The organism is Devosia ginsengisoli, from assembly GCF_007859655.1.
Lineage (GTDB): Bacteria > Pseudomonadota > Alphaproteobacteria > Rhizobiales > Devosiaceae > Devosia > Devosia ginsengisoli.
The window spans coordinates 580276-599943 of record NZ_CP042304.1; the positions used below are offsets into that span (position 1 = coordinate 580276).

Annotated in this window: 18 protein-coding genes; 11 read left to right on the forward strand and 7 right to left on the reverse strand. The window is 62.0% G+C overall.

What is annotated here, in order from left to right:
* Positions 1 to 77: 77 nt before the first annotated feature.
* The gene (locus FPZ08_RS02880) at positions 78 to 1103 is read left to right on the forward strand and encodes an alpha/beta fold hydrolase (protein WP_186767185.1); all 1026 of its coding nucleotides are present in this window, start codon (positions 78 to 80) and stop codon (positions 1101 to 1103) included.
* Between the two features lie 266 nt (positions 1104 to 1369).
* On the opposite strand, the gene FPZ08_RS02885 is transcribed toward FPZ08_RS02880, so the two are convergent.
* The 4 genes from FPZ08_RS02885 to FPZ08_RS02900 form a co-directional block, all read right to left on the reverse strand.
* Positions 1370 to 1879 (reverse strand): DUF6644 family protein, encoded by a 510-nt coding sequence (locus FPZ08_RS02885; RefSeq protein WP_146288590.1) that lies wholly within the window; start codon positions 1877 to 1879, stop codon positions 1370 to 1372.
* A gap of 14 nt (positions 1880 to 1893) precedes the next feature.
* Positions 1894 to 2400, reverse strand: a complete 507-nt coding sequence (locus tag FPZ08_RS02890; RefSeq protein ID WP_146288591.1) for a DUF6644 family protein — start codon at positions 2398 to 2400, stop codon at positions 1894 to 1896.
* 52 nt (positions 2401 to 2452) lie between these two features.
* Complete coding sequence (locus FPZ08_RS02895) at positions 2453 to 2974, reverse strand: DUF6152 family protein (protein ID WP_146288592.1); 522 nt, start codon at positions 2972 to 2974, stop codon at positions 2453 to 2455.
* 68 nt (positions 2975 to 3042) lie between these two features.
* Positions 3043 to 4047 carry a hypothetical protein gene (locus FPZ08_RS02900; RefSeq protein WP_146288593.1) on the reverse strand — a complete coding sequence of 335 codons (1005 nt, stop codon included), beginning with the start codon at positions 4045 to 4047 and terminating at the stop codon, positions 3043 to 3045.
* 350 nt (positions 4048 to 4397) lie between these two features.
* Between FPZ08_RS02900 and FPZ08_RS02905 the strand changes: the two genes are divergently transcribed.
* From FPZ08_RS02905 to FPZ08_RS02925, 5 genes are all read left to right on the forward strand, one after another.
* Entirely contained in the window at positions 4398 to 5291 is an 894-nt protein-coding gene (locus FPZ08_RS02905; RefSeq protein WP_146288594.1) for a helix-turn-helix domain-containing protein, read from the forward strand.
* A gap of 174 nt (positions 5292 to 5465) precedes the next feature.
* The gene (locus FPZ08_RS02910) at positions 5466 to 6335 is read left to right on the forward strand and encodes an intradiol ring-cleavage dioxygenase (RefSeq protein ID WP_146288595.1); all 870 of its coding nucleotides are present in this window, start codon (positions 5466 to 5468) and stop codon (positions 6333 to 6335) included.
* Between the two features lie 4 nt (positions 6336 to 6339).
* Positions 6340 to 8085 (forward strand): FAD-dependent oxidoreductase, encoded by a 1746-nt coding sequence (locus FPZ08_RS02915; RefSeq protein ID WP_146288596.1) that lies wholly within the window; start codon positions 6340 to 6342, stop codon positions 8083 to 8085.
* A gap of 1 nt (position 8086) precedes the next feature.
* Positions 8087 to 8635 (forward strand): carboxymuconolactone decarboxylase family protein, encoded by a 549-nt coding sequence (locus FPZ08_RS02920; protein WP_186767186.1) that lies wholly within the window; start codon positions 8087 to 8089, stop codon positions 8633 to 8635.
* 49 nt (positions 8636 to 8684) lie between these two features.
* On the forward strand, positions 8685 to 9098 hold the full coding sequence (locus FPZ08_RS02925; RefSeq protein ID WP_146288598.1) for a DUF6152 family protein: 414 nt from the start codon (positions 8685 to 8687) through the stop codon (positions 9096 to 9098).
* Here FPZ08_RS02925 and FPZ08_RS02930 read toward each other — a convergent pair whose 3' ends face one another.
* Both FPZ08_RS02930 and FPZ08_RS02935 read right to left on the reverse strand, forming a co-directional pair.
* A complete protein-coding gene (locus tag FPZ08_RS02930; protein ID WP_146288599.1) occupies positions 9099 to 11114 on the reverse strand; it encodes a heavy metal translocating P-type ATPase in 2016 nt (671 codons plus the stop codon).
* A gap of 245 nt (positions 11115 to 11359) precedes the next feature.
* Positions 11360 to 12805 carry a lipopolysaccharide biosynthesis protein gene (locus tag FPZ08_RS02935; RefSeq protein ID WP_146288600.1) on the reverse strand — a complete coding sequence of 482 codons (1446 nt, stop codon included), beginning with the start codon at positions 12803 to 12805 and terminating at the stop codon, positions 11360 to 11362.
* Positions 12806 to 12950: 145 nt separating this feature from the next.
* Here FPZ08_RS02935 and FPZ08_RS02940 point away from each other — a divergent pair, with 145 nt between their 5' ends.
* Positions 12951 to 14102 carry a glycosyltransferase family 4 protein gene (locus FPZ08_RS02940; protein WP_246132789.1) on the forward strand — a complete coding sequence of 384 codons (1152 nt, stop codon included), beginning with the start codon at positions 12951 to 12953 and terminating at the stop codon, positions 14100 to 14102.
* Positions 14103 to 14132: 30 nt separating this feature from the next.
* Here FPZ08_RS02940 and FPZ08_RS02945 read toward each other — a convergent pair whose 3' ends face one another.
* Positions 14133 to 15389 (reverse strand): glycoside hydrolase family 5 protein, encoded by a 1257-nt coding sequence (locus FPZ08_RS02945; RefSeq protein ID WP_146288601.1) that lies wholly within the window; start codon positions 15387 to 15389, stop codon positions 14133 to 14135.
* Between the two features lie 98 nt (positions 15390 to 15487).
* Here FPZ08_RS02945 and FPZ08_RS22250 point away from each other — a divergent pair, with 98 nt between their 5' ends.
* The 4 genes from FPZ08_RS22250 to FPZ08_RS02960 all read left to right on the forward strand — a co-directional run bounded on the left by FPZ08_RS22250 (position 15488) and on the right by FPZ08_RS02960 (position 19661).
* Positions 15488 to 16711 carry a heparinase II/III family protein gene (locus FPZ08_RS22250; RefSeq protein ID WP_246132790.1) on the forward strand — a complete coding sequence of 408 codons (1224 nt, stop codon included), beginning with the start codon at positions 15488 to 15490 and terminating at the stop codon, positions 16709 to 16711.
* Positions 16711 to 17379 (forward strand): heparinase II/III family protein, encoded by a 669-nt coding sequence (locus FPZ08_RS22255; protein WP_484068196.1) that lies wholly within the window; start codon positions 16711 to 16713, stop codon positions 17377 to 17379. Before FPZ08_RS22250 ends, FPZ08_RS22255 begins: the two co-directional genes overlap by 1 nt.
* 90 nt (positions 17380 to 17469) lie before the next feature.
* Positions 17470 to 18471, forward strand: a complete 1002-nt coding sequence (locus FPZ08_RS02955) for a sterol desaturase family protein (RefSeq protein WP_146288602.1) — start codon at positions 17470 to 17472, stop codon at positions 18469 to 18471.
* A complete protein-coding gene (locus FPZ08_RS02960) occupies positions 18468 to 19661 on the forward strand; it encodes a GNAT family N-acetyltransferase (RefSeq protein ID WP_146288603.1) in 1194 nt (397 codons plus the stop codon). The genes FPZ08_RS02955 and FPZ08_RS02960 overlap by 4 nt, the downstream gene beginning before the upstream one ends.
* Positions 19662 to 19668: the final 7 nt, after the last annotated feature.

The window sequence follows — 19668 nt, forward strand, 5'->3', positions numbered from 1 at the left end:
GCCCGCCAAGGCTCTACCTCATAGCGTGCTACCAGCGGCACAGACCGCGCTCGATACGAACGGGAGGACATGTTCGGATGAAATCTACCAAAATTCTCGGCGCCGCGGGGCTCGCCATCCTGTTGAGTTCAACTGCGGCCTTTGCCGCCGGCGAGGCCGGTCCGCTCCATCTGCGCGGCCTGGGCAATTTCTATGTCGGCGCCGTGGTCAGCGAGCCCGATGCCGAAGGCAATGTCAGCGTCACCAACCAGATGTATGTCGGCTACGCCCTGCCGGCCGAAGCCAAGCATGACATTCCGCTGATCCTCGTCCATGGCGGCGGCGGCCAGGCTTCGGACTGGTTCTCGACGCCCGACGGGCGTGACGGCTGGCGCAACTATTTCGTCAATGCCGGCTTTGACACCTACTGGGTCGATCGCCCCGGCTATGGCCGCTCGCCGACAAGTGCCAGCTATGGCGACGGTCAGATCGCTTCGGCCAATTCGGGCATCATCGCACGCCTCTCTGCCTCCGATAATTTCCCTGGCGGTGAAGTTACCCCGACCAGCGAAGGCGTTATTGGCTGGCTCAAGGGCTCGTCGTCTACGCCCTATGCCGGCAACGAGATCGCCGCCAAGGACCTCTCCGAACTGCTCGACAAGGTTGGTCCGGCCATCCTGGTACTGCACTCGGCCGGCGGCGGCAGCGGCTTCTGGGCCGCCGACCTCAACCCCGAAAAGGTCGCCGGCATCATCGCCATCGAAGCCTCGGGTTCCGATGGCCTGAGCCAGGCCCAGAGCCTCACCTTCGACCCCCCGCTGACCGCCGACTTCGTCCCGGTCGAGGGCGCCGATGGCTGCAAGCTGCAGCCTGAAGGCGCTGTCAGCACGCTGACCAACCTGGCCGGCATCCCGGTGACGCTGGTTTCGACGCCCAACAGCTTCCTCGGCGCGCCGCAGGTCTGTGCCCTGGCCTCGCTGCAGCAGGCCGGTGTTACTGCCGAGCTGGTCAAGATGGAAGATGTCGGCGCCCCCGGCACCGGTCACTTCCTGATGGCCGAAACCAACAATGCCGACTCCGCCAAGGCGATCATCGATATCGCCGAAGGCATGCTGGCCGAGTAATCGGTCAACAGCTTGAATGTGAAGGCCCGCCTCACGGCGGGCCTTTTGCTTTGCCCGCCCGCTGCGCGTCACCCTCGGGCTTAAGGGAGGGCACTGCATTTGCTGAGCGCGCCTTAAGGATAGAGCTCTCGGTCAGGCTCGAGGGTGACGCGCGCGATCCGGTGTGCGTGACGGTCGGTAAGCGAGGTGGCGGGACGTGGGGCGAGCCCCGTGCATGAAAAAGGCCCCGGCAGCGATGCCGGGGCCTTTCACCGATGCTAAAATTCTTAGAAGGGCAGGGCGTAGAGCGTGTAGCCGATCCAGCGGCCGGTTGCGATCACCGCGAGCCACAGGCCCAGCGACAGCAGGCCGGCGATGCGGGCGGCGGCGGGAACGCGCGCATCCGGCGCGTCCCAGTTGGTGACGCTGCGGGCCGTGACCAGTTCGAAGATGAACATGTTTATGCCGGCCAGCACCAGCAGGCCCATCTTCCACCAGAACAGCGTATTGCCGCCATAGGTCGTGGCGTTGGAGGCGAACATCAGCCCGCCGGTCAGCAGGGCAAGCACGAAGGCTGCCCAGGTCCAGTGCAGGCAATCATGGGCGACTTCGGTGAAGCGCCGGCTGCGCGAGGCCACCCCGAGCAGGCGCAGGTCGACGATTGCGATGACGCCGAAGACCAGCGCGATGGCGATGACATGCAGCGACTCGATGGTGGGAAACATCCAGGCCGAGAACTTGATTGCCTGCGACAACTGCAGTGCCTCGAGCCAGCGGAAAAGCGGAGAAAAGTCCATTTCAGCCTCGCCGGTCAGTAGACGGGTGGAAAGAAATTGTCGGCATAGGCGATGAACCGCCCGGCAAAGATGATGCCCAGCCAGACCAGCAGCGCCGCCACGGCGAGCACGCGCACGAAGCTGCGGCGCGCATGGGTTTCCTCCCAGATAGCCGGGTGGCTGCGCAGCGTCACCTGGAACATGGCGGTGGACAGCAAAGCCACGGCCAGCAACGCCATCTTGGTCCAGAAGAATACGTTGAGCAGGCTCCGCACCGGCTCGCCGATGATCAGCACCGTGCCGCTCAGCAAGAGGATGATGAAGCCGATCCAGACCCAGGGGATGAAGCGGCGGGCCGTCTCGGTCATGGATTGGCCGCGGCCGGTCAGGTTGAGAATGCGCATGTCGATCATGAAGACCGACGAGAGCAGTAGTGCGATGGCGACGATGTGGATTGTCTGCACCCAGGGCACGACCCAGAGCGTGTTCTGGATCCAAACGCTGAAAGGCGTCAGCGCGAGGGCATTGGCGAAACTGTCCATGAGATCTCTTCTCGAAAATGGCTGAGGCGGGCCGTGGCCCGCCTCGCCTTGATTATTGTGCCGGCGCTTCGGTGCCGGTCGGTGAGCTCTGGAGCGCCGATGGCGTTTCCTTGCCCTCGATCAGGTGCGCCTCGAAATTGGGCGCATTGTCGAGCCAGCCATTGTCCTGCCACAGCTTGACGTTGTCGCCGGCCGGGCAGCCGGCATCGTTCGGCGTAACCACCGTGCCGTCAGACAGCTTGACGAAGGCCATGTGCCCGCCATTGCGGCCGTCGCGCAGCGGACACATCACGACGCGGACGACATCGCCCGGCTTGAACGTGTCGCCGGTGATGCCACGGGAGATCTGGCTGACCGGCGCGGAGCCTTCAAAGCCCCAGCGCTGTGTCTCGCCCTCGTTCTCGACGGTGATGAACAGCCAGGCATGGGGGTTGTTGAAGGCCCAGGTTTCCACCACCCCCTCGACCATCACCTGCCTTGAGGTGTCGAACATGGCGAAGGAATGGTGGGCGAGAGCGGGGGCGGCGATGCCCAGCGAGAGGGCGAGGGCGCCCAGGATAGGAAGATGCTTCATTTGATACCTCGAAATCCTTGTGGTGGGAGCGGCAGGGCGCAAGCGTCTTGCTTGCGCCCGTTCGTGGCTCACTGGCCGCCTTCGAGCTCGGGCATGCCGTCGGCACCCAGGGCTTCATTATTGGGATCGCGCGACTGGCCGGGCAGTTCCGGAAAGGCCGTATAGCCGCGGGCGTCCTTGTAGCCGGGGTCGCCCGGCAGCAGGTAGTTGGTGTTGCCGTCTGCGTCCTCGTAGGAATTGGACGTGGTTTCGCATTCCCAGTTGCGGATGCGGGCGCCGGCATTCTCGAGATCGGGACGCCGGTTGTAGGTATAAATGGTGGTCACCGGCTTCAGCAGCGCATGCTCGTCATAGAAGGTGACGTTGACCTCGATGCGGTTCATGCCGTTATCGAGCGTCTTCATCTCCCAGATTTCGACGGTTTCGAGCTTATTGGAGGTGAGCGGCGCGCCACGGAGATAGTCGGCCGGCAGCACGTATTTGGTGTTCACGATCAGCTTGTTGCCGTTCCAGAACCCGATGCTGTCGCCGGTCGAGGAATGGGTGCCATAGGGGTTCATATGCTCCGCGCCGATATAGATGCGGCGGCTCTCGTTCATGAAGTCGTTCAGGAACCAGGACTGGTCGGGCGTATTAACGAATTCGCGGGTATAGGGCTCCCAGAACCAGCGGGCGAGGCCCGGATATTCGCAGTGCGTCAGCCGGTCATAGGGCTGCTCGCCGAATTCCACCATTTCGGCGCGACGCGCCTTGTAGGCTTCCTCATAGGCTGGCGTCAGCACGCCTTCCTTGACCACGGCATCGACTGGGGCCATCGCTGCGGCCATGGTGCCATCGACCAGGAACAGGCTGAACATGTTGTTGCCGCCCGGCGACCACTGGCCTTCCCACTTCGGTACCGATTCATAGGTATGCTTGGTGCCGCCATGGGCCGCATCGAGCAGATACTGGTAGTGCTGTTCGGATGTGGTGAAAGCGTTGATCGGTGGTGTGGCAGCTGGAATCGGCACGCCCTGGGCGACGGCGATGCTGACGGCGCTGGTCGCGAGCAACAGCCCCACGCCAAATGCCATTGCAATTTTCTTCACTCCCATAGTCTTCCTCCTCCGCCATTGATGGTTGGTCGGGCCGGCGGCAGGCACCTGCAATCACTCCTCCATGGATGATCCCTCCAACGATATTTCTTGTATCAAGATAGTTCCTGCATGTTTTCTGATAAATATATGCACGATCGAGCCTTAAAACTTGGCATCTATGAGAAGTATTTCAGATATATTTCCTGATCTGCAAAACTTGCTTTTGCATCGCAGGTTTTACGGTGGGCCGGTCATATGTTTTGGCTTGTCGCAACGGGATGTGCCGACTAGGCTGCCATCCCCGGTAACTGGCGCAGACCAGTGCGGGCGGATGGAGGAGGCGCAGCATGGCGACGGCGGCATTCGACGTGCGTGAGACACATGGCATCGTCATGCGGTCGGAAAATCGCATGCGCGTGTCATGCGACGGCCACGGCTGGTCATCCCTCTACGCCTCGGCGCAGCGCGAACAGCCCTATGAAGGGCACTTCCCTCCGGTGCGCGATCAGTTGCTTGTGCTGCACCGCAACGGGCCGGTGGCGGTGGAGCGGCTCGACGACGGGCGTCCGCAGCGGCATGTGGTGCCGGCCGGCGGCGTGCATCTGTTTCCCGGCGGGCTTCCCTTCAATGTGCGTCTGATGGGCGAACTCGACACGGTCCATGTCTATGTCCGCCGCAAGGTGATCGAGGAAGTGGCGGCCGATATGGTGGAGGGCGATCCGGCCTTGCTGGAAATTCCCGCCGATATTGTCGATGACGATCCGGCGCTGACCGGCATGCTCGATGCCATCACCCTGTCACTGGGCGATGGCGACTATGCGACGGCCATCTATATGGACCATCTGGCCCGCACCATCGCGGCGCAGTTGGTCCGCCGCCACTCCCAGGCGCGGTTGAAATCCAGCCGGCAACCCGATGTCGGCGCCGACGTGGTCCGCGCTCTTGAATACATGCAGGACAATATCGCCCGCTCCTTCAATCTGGCCGACCTCGCCAAGGCAGCAGGGCGCAGCCCCAGCCATCTGTCGCGGCAGTTCCGCGACGCCTTCGGGCGCCCGCCGCATGCCTATCTGATCGACCTGCGGCTCGACATGGCGCAGGCCCTGCTGCAGCGTACGCGGGAGCCGATTGCCGCGATTGCGGTCGATTGCGGCTTCTCCCATCAGGAGCACTTGACGCGGCTGTTCCGGCGCCGCTTCGAGACCACCCCGGCTGCCTTCCGGCGCCGCGCACAATCCTGAAGCAGTCTGGTTATTTCATGCAAGGAACCCGGCAAATCATGCAGGCCGGGGCTTACCGGCTTGGCTAATCCTCAATCTTGACGCCCGGGCTTTCTCCTGGGCGCAAGCAATTGCAGCGGCTCGCTTTTCGGATGACGGAACAACCGTCCCGGGCGCCGCGCAGAGGAGGCCGATTTGTCCACGCGCGACTTCGACGAGCATTCGATCACCCAGGCAGTGCTCGACCGCTTCGCGAACACCCCTGACCCGAGGCTCAAGCAGGTGTTGCAGAGCCTCGTCCGCCACGCCCATGACTTCGTTCGTGACGTCGATCTCAGCATGGACGAGTGGCTGGAGGCGATCATGTTCCTGACCCGCACCGGCCAGATCAGCGATGACAAAAGGCAGGAATTCATCCTGCTGTCCGATACGCTGGGCATATCCATGCTGGTTGATGCCATCAACCACCGTATGCCCGAAGGCGCCACCGAAACCACGGTCCTCGGCCCGTTCTACGTGCAGAACCCGCCCGAGCTGAGCAACGGTGCCGATATCTCGGGCGGCGAGGAAGGCGTGCCTCTGCATGTGGCCGCGGTCGTAACCTCGCCCGACGGCAAGCCGCTGGCCAATGCCGTGGTCGATGTCTGGCAGTCCGACGACGACGGCTTCTACGACGTGCAGCGGCCCGAGATCGAAGGCGCCAATCTGCGCGCGCGTTTCCGTACGGATGCCGCCGGCCGCATGGCGTTCTGGACCATCGTCCCCAAATTCTACCCCATCCCGGCCGATGGCCCTGTGGGCGATATGCTGGCCGCCACCAACCGCCACCCGTTCCGGCCGGCTCATATCCATTTCATGATTGCCGCCGCCGGCTACGAGACGCTCGTGACCCATCTGTTCATCGACAACGATCCTTATCTCGACAGCGACGCGGTGTTCGGCGTCAAGCAGTCGCTGATCGTGACGCTGGATGAACATGACGGTGGCAGCGCCCCCGAGAACCGCTCCATGGCTGGGCCGTGGAAAAGCCTCGAACACCATTTCGGCCTGAAGCCGCAGCGCTGAGGATATGACCATGCTTGAAACCGGCGTCCTCATTGTCGGCAGCGGCCCGGCTGGCTCCTCGGCAGCCGCTTTGCTCTCGACCTATGGCATCGACAACACCCTGGTCACCCGCTACCGCTGGCTGGCCGATACCCCGCGTGCCCACATCACCAATCAGCGCACTATGGAAGTGTTGCGCGACCTGGGGTTGGAAGAGCAGGCCATGCTCTACGCCACCCATCAGGAGTTGATGGGCAACAATGTGTTCTGCGCCAGCCTTGCCGGCGAGGAACTGGGCCGCATGCGCAGCTGGGGCAACGATCCGCACTCCAAGGCCCGCCACCTCAAGGCCAGCCCGACCGAGATGGTCGATATCCCCCAGGATCTGCTGGAGCCAGTGCTGTTCGGCGCCGCCGCCAAGCGCGGCACCAAGGCGCGGCTCTCCACGGAATATCTCAGCCATATTCAGGACGAGACCGGTGTCACCGTCACGGTACGGGACAGGGTGCTCGACCAGACGTTCGAGATTCGCGCCAAATACCTGATCGGCGCCGATGGCGGCCGTTCGCAGGTGGCACAGGATATCGGCCTGCCCATGGTCGGCAAGATGGGTGTCGGCGGTTCGATGAACATCACCTTCAAGGCCGACCTGTCTAGATATGTCGCCCATCGCCCCAGCGTCCTCTACTGGGTGCTGCAACCAGGCTCGGATGTCGGCGGCATCGGCATGGGTCTCGTCCGCATGGTGCGGCCTTGGGACGAGTGGCTTATCGTCTGGGGCTACGACATCGACCAGCCGCCCCCGGAAATGACCGACGACTTCGCCCGCAGCGTCGTGCATTCGCTGGTCGGCGACGATACGATTCCGGTGGAGATCACCGGCTATTCCACCTGGACGGTGAACCACATGTATGCCAAACGCTATTCCAGCGGCCGGGTGTTCTGCATGGGCGACGCGGTGCACCGCCATCCGCCGTCCAATGGTCTGGGGTCCAACACGTCAATCCAGGACGCCTTCAACCTCGCCTGGAAACTGGCGCTGGTGCTCAATGGCGCTGCTGGCGAAAAGCTGCTCGACAGCTACAATGCCGAGCGCGCGCCGATCGGTAAGCAGGTGGTGGATCGTGCCAACAAGTCCATCGGTGAAACCGGACCGATCTTTCAGGCGCTGGGTCTGCTCTCGACCAAAGATGTCGACCAGATGCGGGCCAATATGGAGTCGCGCAAGCGCCCCGACGTCGAAGGCCGGTCCCGCCGCAAGGCTCTGCGCGATGCCATTGCCTACAAGGTCTATGAGTTCGACGCCCATGGCGTGGAAATGAACCAGCGATATCAGTCCTCCGCGGTGGTAAGCGATGGCTCGGCTGCGCCGGCCTTCACGCAGGATCCCGAACTGATCTACCAGGCCACCACCTATCCAGGCGCGCGGCTGCCGCATGTCTGGCTGGAGCGTTCCGGCCGTCAGGTCTCTACGCTGGATCTGGTAGGGCAGGGGCGGTTCACCCTGCTAACCGGCATCGGCGGCGACGATTGGGTCGCGGCGGCCGAAGCCTTGGCAGCGGAGCTGGGTGTACCGCTGACGGCGGTTTCCATCGGTCCCGGCCGCGACTATGAGGACCCGTTTGGCGATTGGGCCAACAGCTCGGAAATAGCCGATGGCGGCTGCGTATTGGTGCGGCCCGATCAGTTCGTGGCCTGGCGTTCCATGGACACGACGGCCGACTGCCAGGCGGCCTTGCGCACCGCCCTTCGCGCCGTGCTCTCCCGCTAGCGTGGCCCGGGTTCCCTATCGTGGGCCGCAGGATGGCGATGCGGCCCTGTTCGACCGGCTGGCCCAGGAGCGTGGCGAGCCGGTCGAGAATATTTTTCTGGCGCTGGCGAATGCGCCGGCAGTAGCCAGCGCGGTGCTGACCATGGCCACGGCGCTGCGCCAGCAGACGGCGCTCGATCGGCAACTGCGCGAACTGGCTGTGCTGTCGGTCGGGCAGGTGCTTGAGGCAGAATATGAACTCGCCCATCACCACAATTCAGCGGTTCGGGCCGGACTGGGCGCGGCCAAGCTCGCCGGACTTTCACAGCCGGAACAATCCGGGCGCTATAGCGAAGCCGAATTGGCCGTGATCGACTATGCTCGTGCGGTGACGACGACTGGCCGAGCCGACGCGGCGCTTTGGTCGCGCATCACCCGGGCCTTGCCGCTGCAGGAGCAGGTAGAACTGGTGGTCACTGTGGCCTGGTACAACGCTGTCGTACGGATGATCCTACCGTTGGAGATCGATATCGAAGACTGGCTGGTACTTCTGGAGCCGGGCCAGCCCTGACGGCGGGATTGTGCAGGCCAGAGCCGGGACGAGCGGGCACACTGCCACCATGATCATGCATCGAAGGACATTCCTCGCCGGATCAGTGGCATTCTGCGCAGGCACGGCGGTTGTCCCCGTCTATGCCCATCCTTCCTATGCGTTGTTCGACCTCGAAAAAGTGGCGATTTTTGAAGGCACGGTCGTCAAGTTCGACTACCTCAACCCCCATTGCTGGCTTTTCATTACCGTGGTGGACGATGCAGGCGTTGAAACGCTGCGCGGTTTCGAGATGGATGGTCCGCCCGGCCTGATGCGGCAAGGTATCAGGCCCAATTATTTCAGTCCGGGCGAGCAAGTTGCCGTCAAATCCAATCCGCTGCGGGATGGTCGCCCGGCGGGCCTGTTCCGCGGTGTGCTCAAGGCAGACGGGGAAGGGTTCGGGGATGTCGAGGGACTGGTGCCCCCGCTCCCTCCCGGTTAGCTATTCGGCTGGTTGAGCGCTCGGCGCCGCGGCGATATTACGCTCTTCATGCGCATGGGCAGGTTTTTTGCCCATGGGTAGCAGGCGTGCCGAATTGAGAATGAAGGCCAGTTCCGAGCCGGTATGGATCATGACCGCCAGCACCGGGCCGACAAACCCGGTCATGACGAGCAGGATCCCGATCGCGTCGATGACAACTGTGCCCGCGAAGTTGAACCAGATCACGCGCCGGGTCCGCCGCGCCAGCGCGACCGTCTCCACGAAGCGCTCGAGATCGTTTCCGAGCAGGACGATATCGGCTTGCTCCCGAGCCACGGCCGTGCCGGAGCCCATGGCAACACCGACATTGGCGGCCGCCAAGGCCAGTGTATCGTTGACCCCGTCGCCGACCATTGCCACTGCGGCGTTGCTGGCCACCAGCGTCTTGATGTGTTCGAGCTTCTGCTCGGGCAGCAGGCGTGAGCGGACGTCGGCAATGCCGAGTTGCGCCGCCACAGCGTCGGCAACCTCTGCCGTGTCGCCTGTGAGCAAGACGGTGCGAATGCCCATCTCGCGCAGCGCGCTGACGGCGCGTGCCGCTTCGGGCCGCACCGTATCGGCGACGCTGATGCTGCCCAGATAGCGCCCGCCACGCGACACATGGATCGGGGTCGATCCGCGCGGCAGCTCGCCGGCTTGGACGGAGACCGAATTCTCCAATAGCCAGTCGCGATTGCCCACCAGCACCCGCTCGCCCTGACTGACCGCAGCAATGCCGCGTCCCGCCGTGTAGGAGAATGTCTCCGGCTCCGCGATGGTGATGCCGCGCGCTTGCGCTAGGCCGATGACGGCCTTGCCCAGGGGATGCTCGGAGCGCAGCTCGGCCATCGTGGCGGCGGCCAGCAGGTCGCCTTCCTCTATGCCGTCGGCGGGGTGTATCGCAACGACTTCGGGCTTGCCGAAGGTCAGCGTTCCCGTCTTGTCGAGCACCACGGTGTCGACGACTCCAAGAGTTTCGAGATGCGCGCCCCCCTTGACGATGGCGCCCAGCCGCGCGGCGCGTCCTATGGCCCCAAGAATGGCCAGCGGCGTTCCCGCCGCAACGCCGCAGGCGCCGGCGACGACGATAACCGAAATGGTGGAATTCACGTCGCCCTTGGATATCCAGTATTCAAGGACGGCAAAGGCCAGCGCGACATAGACGATATAGGCCGCCAGCCGGTCGGACAGATGCTGGATGGGTGCCCGCGACCGTTCGGCCTGCTCGATGGTCTCGATGATGCGGCCATAGCTGGTGTCCTTGCCGATGGAGCGCGCATCGATTTCCAGCGCGCCGGAGCGGTTGATGCTGCCGGCATAGACGTGGTCGTCCACCAGCTTTTCGATGGGCATCGACTCCCCGGTAATGCGGGATTCATCGACATGCGAACTGCCACCAATCACTCGTCCATCAACGGGGATCAGTGCGCCGGGAGCCACCAGAACGATATCCCCCGGCCGCAGCGTGCTGCTGTCCACTTCGGCGATCTGCCCGTTTCGGCGCACCGACACCTGCCTTGGCAGGAGTTCCAGCAGATTGCGGATGGCGCGCCGACCACGCTCCAGCGTCATGCCCTCCAGCACCTCTGCCACCAGCACGAAGAAGGTAATGATCAGCGCCACGAAGAAGTAGCCGGTATAGGCCGCGGCCAGGATGGCGATGCCCATGGACAGTTCCATGGTCATCTTGCGCCGAAGGATGCTTTCCCATGCCTCCTCCAGCAAGGGCCAGCCGCCGATGACGATGCCGGCCAGGGCCCACCAGCTGAACGGCAGGAAGACCTGGTCCCCAATCATCAGCAGCGGCGGGTTGGCGTCGGGCCACTGGAAATGGACAGCGACCGCGCAGAGCGCGACGAAGGCAATGCGGACGCCCATCAGCCAGTCGAAGGCGTGGTGATGGTGGCCATCATGGTCGTCATGGTCATGGTCGTTATGGTCGTCGTGGTGATGATGACCATGGTCGTGATGCCGATGGTCTGCAGCGTGGTCTGACATGGTACTCCTCCCGCCGCTGCTCGTGGCGCGGCTTTGCAGGATACTTCATGCCGACCAGGGCTCCGGCACAACCGGCTCCATGCAGGCTTTGTGCCGGACTTCGTACGTTTCGTGCAGGCACGAAAAAGAAGTTGCTGCCGCACGTCGAATTCCGCGCGATATCGCCGCCGTCCGCAGGCCATGCAGCAATTAGGCCCGCTCTTCGTATTCGAGGGTCGCAGCGGCGAGGAATTCTGGACGAGCTGTCAAGTGCTGAACCGCGCCAACCGTAAACGCAGCTTGAGCGCGAAATTACGGGTTGCCTTTGGGTTGAGCGCAGCATTGAGCGCGAGAAAGACCGCGCCGCCTGCCGTGCCGCCCGCCATGAGATGAACGATCGGCCAGGCCTCGCCGATGGAGGCACTTGCGAAATATGCCGCCAATCCTGAAGCGGCGGCGATTGCGAGCGACTGTCCGGCACTCTGCCACGGTATTGGTATCGGCGTGAGGCGTCGGCTGATGAACACCGTGATAGTCAGACTGGTCAATGTACCACCGGCCAGAGCCAGAGCCGCGCCGATCTCGACGAGTTGGGGAATGAGCAGGATCGAAAGGCCGATGGTGACGATGGAGGCCGCTCCATCGATATAGACGAGGAGCCAGGGGCGCTTATGCGCGTGGATAACGTTGGCGAAGGCAAAGCTGCCGATATTGGAGAACAGTACCGACGCGGCGATGATTGGAAAAAGCACCGCCACCTGTCTGTGATAGTCGGCCGGCAGGACCAGGGCGGCAATGTCGCTGCTGAGCGCGACCAGAAGCGCCGCGACAGGCAGGCAGAGCCGTAAGATGAGCGCCAGCATCTCCGAGAGATAGGAAGCAGCAGCATCCGGCCCTATCGTGTCAAAGCGGCTGACCATTTCAGGAAACGCGCCCATCTGGACTGCGTTGGAAACCATATCGATGGGCTGCCGGGCAAGGGCATAGGCCACGGCAAAGATAGCAACGGCACCCGCGTCATAGTAGGCATTGAGGAACAGACGTTCGCCATTGTTTACACCAAAGCTGACCACCGCCATGATCACCAGCGGGGTGCCGAAAGCGATAAATTCGCGATAGGTGAAACGGGACGGGCCCGGCACGACGTTGCGGAGCGCAACTGCCGCAGCCGCAAGCCCGGCAAGCAGCGTGCCGGCGCTGGACCCTAGGGAAACCACCGTGAAGGTTGCCGGAAAGACGAGCAGCGCCAGAACGGGCAGGCCAAGCTGCAGCACCGAGCGCAGGAATTCGAGAAGGGAATAGGCCGAGTGACGCTGCTGCATCTGCAGCACGGTGAGGGCAAGGCGGCCAATGGCGCCGACGACCAGATAGGTGGCGACTGCCGTGGCAAATTCCGCCCAGCGGTCCGGAGCCACGAACCGTGCGGCCGTGATGGAAACCGCAACGCCCAGAACCGTGGTGAGCACCAGAACACGACCGGCCACGACCAGACTGCCGCGAGAAATTCTGCCCTTGCCGCCCAGACGCAATAGAGAAATACGCAGCCAGTTGGTGACCGCAACATCGGTCATCTCGCCGATGGTGACCACCAGTGTCAGAAGCCCGTATTCGGTCTGATCGAGCAGGCGAGTAGCAATGACGATCAGCAGCAGCGCCGACAGGCGCGTGAACAAGATCGCCGGGGCATAGATGACGGTGGAGCGCAACAGCATGGTGAAACTTTAGATATTTCCGCCGCTACCGAACAGGACTTCCACCTGGTAATGTAAATTCTCACATTTTGAATAAAATTTTAGGCGTAAACCCCATATTGCTCTTCTTCTTCTGGGTCGTGATTTGCTGCATTAAGGTCGGGGCATGACGCAGAATTTTCAAATGACTCGTCCCTTGCATGTCATTGTTGCGACGCCATCGGGTACGACGGGCCAGGGCGGGATCGACCGCATTATGGGAACGCTCAAACAGGCGCTGATCGACTCGGACGAGAAGACGATGAACGTGCGTTTCCTGGAAAGCCGAGGATCAGGAAACGTCTGGCTCTCGCCGTTCCAGATGCTACGGTTTTGTGGCACCATGTTCGCATTGAAAAAGCGCGGTGAGCTCGATGTAGTCCACATCAATCTCTCGCAGAAGGGCAGCACGTATCGCAAGATGGTGATTGCCTGCGCCGCGCACCTGCTTGGAGTGCCCTACGTACTGCATCTGCATGGTGCCGAATACCAGACTTTCTGGAAGGCAAGCGGGCCCGGAAGCATGGCGATCCGCGCCCTGTTTGAAGGCGCGGCCAATGTGGTGGTGCTTGGCACGGTCTGGCGGGATTTCATCCTGAGCCGGACGCGTGACATCGGCGATCGCGTTACCATCGTGCCCAATGCCAGTGCGCCACCGACGCTGCCTCATATCGGCGGTGGCGAGGGGGTGCATATCCTGTTTCTGGGCCGTCTCGGCGACCGTAAGGGTGTTCCCCAGCTCTGCGAGGCGCTTGGCCGCATGCAGGGCAACCCGGCCTGGCGGGCAACCATTGCCGGCGACGGCAATGTCGACGCTGTGCGAAACGCCATCAGCCAAATGGAGCTGGCCGATAGGGTGGATATTCCCGGATGGGTCGGACCACAGCGCGTGGCGGAGTTGCTGTCGAGCGCTGATATTCTGGTGCTGCCTTCCTTTGCCGAAAACCTGCCTGTCTCCGTCATCGAAGGCATGGGGTCTGGCCTTGCAATTGTCACCACGCCGGTTGGTGCCGTCAGGGATATCATCGCCGATGAACATTCCGGCCTTCTGGTTTCGCCCGGAGACGTCGAGGCACTGACCAAGGCATTGGTGCGGCTGGTCGATGATCCCGACCTCCGCCGGCGTCTCGGCGAGGCTGCCCGCGCGACGCATCGCGACCGGCTTCATCCGGCGATCTTTGCCGACTCGATATGCAAGGTCTGGCGCCATGTGGCGGCACGGCAGAGATCGACCAGCGCTCTGGAGGTTGGCCGGATCACGGAAGCGGAAAGCAAATGACCGTGCCGCTGCGCCCGATTTAAGGCTGGGCTATCGGGCTTGGCTGAGGCCCAATGCCTGCAGCAGATCGGGATCCGCCTCGGCCGATCCCTCGGGCAGAATGACGGACATGCCATAGGGGTTCGAATATTCCCAGATCGACCAGGGTATGCCGAAACGCTCGGCCCCTTTGCGCAAGGCGGTGAGATAGCGCAGCCGATCCACGTTATGTGCGCCCATGCGCCCATCCGGCGTCATGAGAATGGTGCCAAATTCGCCCATGAAGAGCCGTTCGGTCGGGATATCGTGTTCTTCAGCCCATCGCACGGCCTGGTCGAGCAATGCATCGAGCTGCGCCTGTCCGGCATCGGCCGCAAAATAATCCGCGGCGATCTTTTGGAAAGCGGCCAGATTGAGCGCCTGGACAACAGGATCCACATTATCTGCCTGCATGCGCGCTTTCAGTTCAGCGATTGACCTCGTCAGGCTCCCCGTGGCCGCCGGCCAGGGCAAGCCGGACACAAAGCCGTCCGGATCGTCCGACCGCTGATGGGTAAAGCTGTGTGGCTGGTACATGTGGAAGCTGTAGCGGATGCTCGGGTCGTCAAAGCTAGGGTCGAGATCGATAAGGCCGGCGATACTGCCCCCGCAAGCACCAGTGGCAATGACAGTGAGGTCGGCCGAAACGGCGCGGATATCGGACACCACGGCGGCCATGATCTTTTGCCACTCACCCGAGCTGTCCGCTCCGCAAGGGTAGAAGCCAGGCTCGTTGAACGGTTCGAGGGCAACAGATGAGGTGCCGAACATCGCCAGCATTCCGGCGACATCGGCGACCATGCCACGATAGCGCCTGGTCCCTTCACTGTTCGCGTTGCTATCCAGCCCGGCAAGGCTGTATTCGGGTTTCTGTCCTACGGCATGCAGGTCAAGCACCGCGGCAAGACCGGCGCCGGTGACTTGCCCTACCGCGGCCCTGAGCACGTCGAGGGCCTCCTGCCGCTTCGCCCCCTGCGTGGCCAGAAGCGGACCGGGGTCGACGGACAGCCGCACGAAGTCAAAACCCATTTCACGGATACGTGTGAATTGATCGCCCGTTGGCCAGTCGGACAGCGGCCTGCCGCCGGAGAGCCATTCCTCGATCGAGCGGTACGGCGGCCAGCGGTAGCTACCGTCTTCTTCAAGCGGCGACCAGTTAAGCCATTCATGCACGCTCACACCGCGGCGCAGGGAAGGTCCGCTTTCCTGGGCAAAAGTCGCGGCGGCCAAGGTGAGGCTGGCAAGAAGGGCCAGAAACAGACGAACCATGAAACCTCCAAATGGCGGGCTGATATTAACCGAATAGGCATGGAGGACGCAGGCATTTTGGTATCGTGGTGTATGGAGGCCAAAACAACAGGCATGCCGTGAACCTTAGCTGGTACTTCAATCGTCTGCGCAGCATGGGACCTGCCGAAATCCTGCACCGCGTGCGGGAGAGGTGGCGCAAGACGGCTATAAAAAAACGGCACCAGGGATGGCACGGTTTTCCTTCTGCGCAGGCTCGGCCCATCTGGCAAAACCTGCATGCCAGGGTGATGTCCGCCTCACCGGGGCAGCGGGAGCAGATCGCGGCCTCGGCTGATGCTTTCCTATCAGGACGGTTTGAGGCGCTTGGGCAAACCTGGCCAGAGGCCGCCCTTGCTGCGCCCTACGACCAGCTGTGGCATCTCGATCCAGTCAGCCAGACGAGCTGGCCCGGTTCGGAAACCTATTGCTTTGACGTGCGGATCGACTATGGCGGCGGCAAGGGCGACATCAAATACGCTTGGGAAGTCAACAGGCTGCAGATTTTGCCTGTTCTGGCTGCCGATTATTGCCTGGACGGCACCTCGTCTCGCCTTTCGGCCATAGAAGAACTGCTGGCAAGTTGGTATGCCCACAATCCTCCTTTTCGCGGGATTGCCTGGATGTCGGGCATCGAGATTGCCCTGCGGGCCGTCAATATTCTCGCCATGCTCGACCTGGTGCAGGAAAAGCTTTCGCCGCAAACGCGCGAGCAGGCGACCCGGATCCTGGCGGCGAGCGCCCACTGGCTGGAGCATTTCCCCTCACACCATTCTTCCGCCAACAACCACCGCGTGGCTGAACTGGCTGGCCTCTATCTAATCGCCTTGTTCCGCGACCAGATGACAGCCTCTTCAGGGGCCTCTGCCGAGCTACGCGCTGAACTGCAGAAGCAGATTTTGCGCGATGGCACGGGCGCCGAGCAGTCACCAACCTATGGGGCCTTTACCGCCGAGCTGGTGCTGCATTGCGCACAGGCCGCCCGAGAAAGGGGCGATCCTTTCCCGCAAGACACTGACGACCGGTTGCGAGCCTTTGCCGACTTCATTTTCGTTCTGGGTGCGGGCCGATTTGGTGATGACGATGAGGGCAGGGTGGTCTGCCTGGGGCGCGAGGACGATTATCCCATAACCGTCGCCAGTGCGATCAACCGCTATTGCGGTGGATCTCCCGTCACCCATGAGGATTTTCGCGCCCTTTTCTTTCCTGCGGCAGATTCCGGGCCCGACGCGTCGCCGGAAGGACTTTTCGTCTATCAAGAGGGGGGCTATCTCTATGGAGGAGAAGGCTCGGAGACCATCTGATAGGCTTGCGCTTCGATCATGGCCCCCTGGGATATCTTTCGATCGCCGCTCACGGACATGCCGATGCGCTGTCGCTGTGTCTTGATCTCGACGGTGAGCCGGTGCTGATCGATCCGGGCACCTATCTCTATGGCTCGGGCGGGAACTGGCGGAGCTGGTTCCGCTCGACGCCGGCGCACAACACGCTCAACATTGCGGGTCAGAGTCAGAGTGTTATGTCCGGGCCGTTCAACTGGTCGAGCAAGGCCAAAGCGCGGCTGATTGAACGTTCGGAGGAGCCCGACTGGCTTTGGGTGGCCGAGCACGATGGTTATGAGAAGCGTTTTGGCGTTCGCCACCGGCGCGAGGTTGGCCATGACAGCGGCGCTATCCGGATCGTCGACCGACTGATCGGCCGGCACACTGATGTGGCGGAAATTGTCTGGCAGTGCGCGCCAGATATCGAGGTCGAGCTAACGGGAAATACGGCAGTATGTCGCCGCGCTGGCCAGGTCTGCCTGGCCATTGACCTGCCACAAGGCACGGTATCCGTGACCCAAGGAGGCCCGCCATCGGGTGGCTGGGCATCGACGCGGTTTGGCACCAAGGTTCCTGCGGTGAGGATTGCCTGGCGCGGCAATGTCGGCGCGACCGGCGTCATGACGATTTTACGACCATTTTGCCGTTAACTGAGATTTGGGTTGGCCGCCATTCGGGGGGAACGATCTGGTATGGCTTGTTTCAAACAAGGCTTACCTATTGATGGAGCCAACAATTCCATGATTGCAGAACTCTTTGCAAAGATCGCAGACAAACTGTCGCCGGAAAATCTTGTTACCGGCGGCTTGCTGCTCCTGACTGCCTTGGGCAGTGCGCTCTGGGCCTATTGGCGCACGGTGGAGAAGAAGTCCTTATCGGAGTTCTTCGAGTTTGCTCTGCCCAAGGAAGTGATCTTGCACCCATCCGCCAAGGCGGATTTTCTGTTCTGGATCACCAAAAAGCTCATCATGCCTTTCCTGCTGATTCCGGCCGGCGTGATTTTTGTGGCCGCAGGGGCCTGGCTGGTCAATCAGAGCCTGGGCGCGCTGTTCAATATTCATGAGCCGCTATTGGGTGAGGCAGACCCGTTGGTCATCGTTGTCTTCACGCTGACCATGCTGCTGGCCTATGACCTTTCCTATTACATCTACCACTATGCCCAGCATAAAATTCCCCTGCTTTGGGAACTACACAAGGTGCACCATTCGGCCGAAGTGCTGGTCGGTGTGACCAAGGATCGAGTGCATCCGCTCGACGATCTGATGAACCGCATTTGGGATGGTGTCATTCCGGGCATCTGCTTTGGCATCTGGACTCTGATTGCCCTTGATCCCGTGGAAGTGACGGTCTTCGGCATCAATGTCTATGTCATCCGCAATATCCTGATGATGGATTTCGTGCGGCATACCCACTTCAAGATTTCCTTCGGAGCAATGGACAATGTGATCCTGAGTCCCCACTGGCACCAGCTGCATCACAGCGCCAACCCCAAGCACTACGACAAGAATTTCGGGCTGCTGTTTTCCTTTTGGGACCGCATGTTCGGCACCGCCTGCGTCCCCGAGCCTGGCGAGGACTTCAAGTTTGGGCTGATGGACAAGGATCATGCCGAGTATCAGTCACTGTTCGGTCTCTATATTCTGCCGCTCAAGAAAATGGCCCGGATCCTGTTGCTTCCCCTGGCACGGCTGCGGCGTCGGCCGGTGCAAGAGTTGCCCCGTGTCGAGGGCGAGCACAAATGACCCGCTCCATGACACATGCGCGAGAGCGGCTTGAAATCGTCACCGACGCGGGACGCCTCGCGGCGGTGGGGCCTGCCTGGACGAAACTCTGGGAAGCGACCGGTGGCCTCATTTTCCAGAGCCACGCTTGGGTGTCGCGGTGGTGGCAGACCGCGCCGGATCGGGATGAGCGTCAATTGCGTGTCGGCTTGCTCTGGGTAGGTGACGAATTGCACGCGGTGCTGGCCCTCGCCACGCATCGCCGGCGGGGTCTGACAATCCTTGAATGGGCTGGTGTGAGCCACACCGATTATTGCGACATACTGAAATCGGATAGATGTGACACCGAAGCGCTGGAGCGCCTGTGGCATCAACTCCACCGGCAAGGGAGATTCGACGTCGCATTTCTGTCGCGTCTTCAGCCGGGCGCTGCAGCGCTGGGGCTTTCGGGCTCCGGTTTCTCGCACCTGCGCCGCGACCGGCGCACCGAACTCAGCCATCGCATTACTGGCTGGGCCGATGGTCAGGCCTGGTTCAATGGACTGTCCAAAAAAGCCCGAAAGAATTATCGCCGCAGTTGGAAGCTGCTCGAAGAACAGGGCCCGGTCAATTTCCATCTGCTTACGCAAGACGAGTCTGTCGAGCCGGTACTTGAACGCCTGATGGTACTCAAGCGCAACTGGCTGGAAGCCCAAGGGCTCAACTCGACTTTGTTCGTACAGGACATGAGCGCGCTCAGGGCGCTGGTTGGTGTTCTCGCGGATGCCGGGATGTTGCATCTCTTCGTGCTCAAATGCGGCGAAGATCTTGCTGCCATTTCCGTCAATTTCCTGCAGAACGGCACGATGATGGCCTTCCTGACTAGCTTCGATCCCGCCTTCGAGCGCGGATCGCCAGGGACCCTGCTGATCCAGGAATATACGCGCTGGTCGTTCGATCACGGCCTGACGGCGGTTGATTTTCTTTGTGGTGCCGAAGCGTTCAAAACGCGTTTCGCCACCGATGCAGTGAGCCTTGCGACGCTTTCGGCACCCGGCTCGCTCAAGGGGCGGCTGGCGCTAGCCATGGATGGTGCGCGTCACTCCATGCAAAAGGCGCGAAGGCATTTTGAGGGGAAGCCGGCAGGCGCTCCCCCGGCGGATGAGGCGGATGCGGAGGCCGCCTGGGCCTCTGGTCAACAGGTGACGGAAACGCCCCAGCGAAAGAGCTAACGCGCCT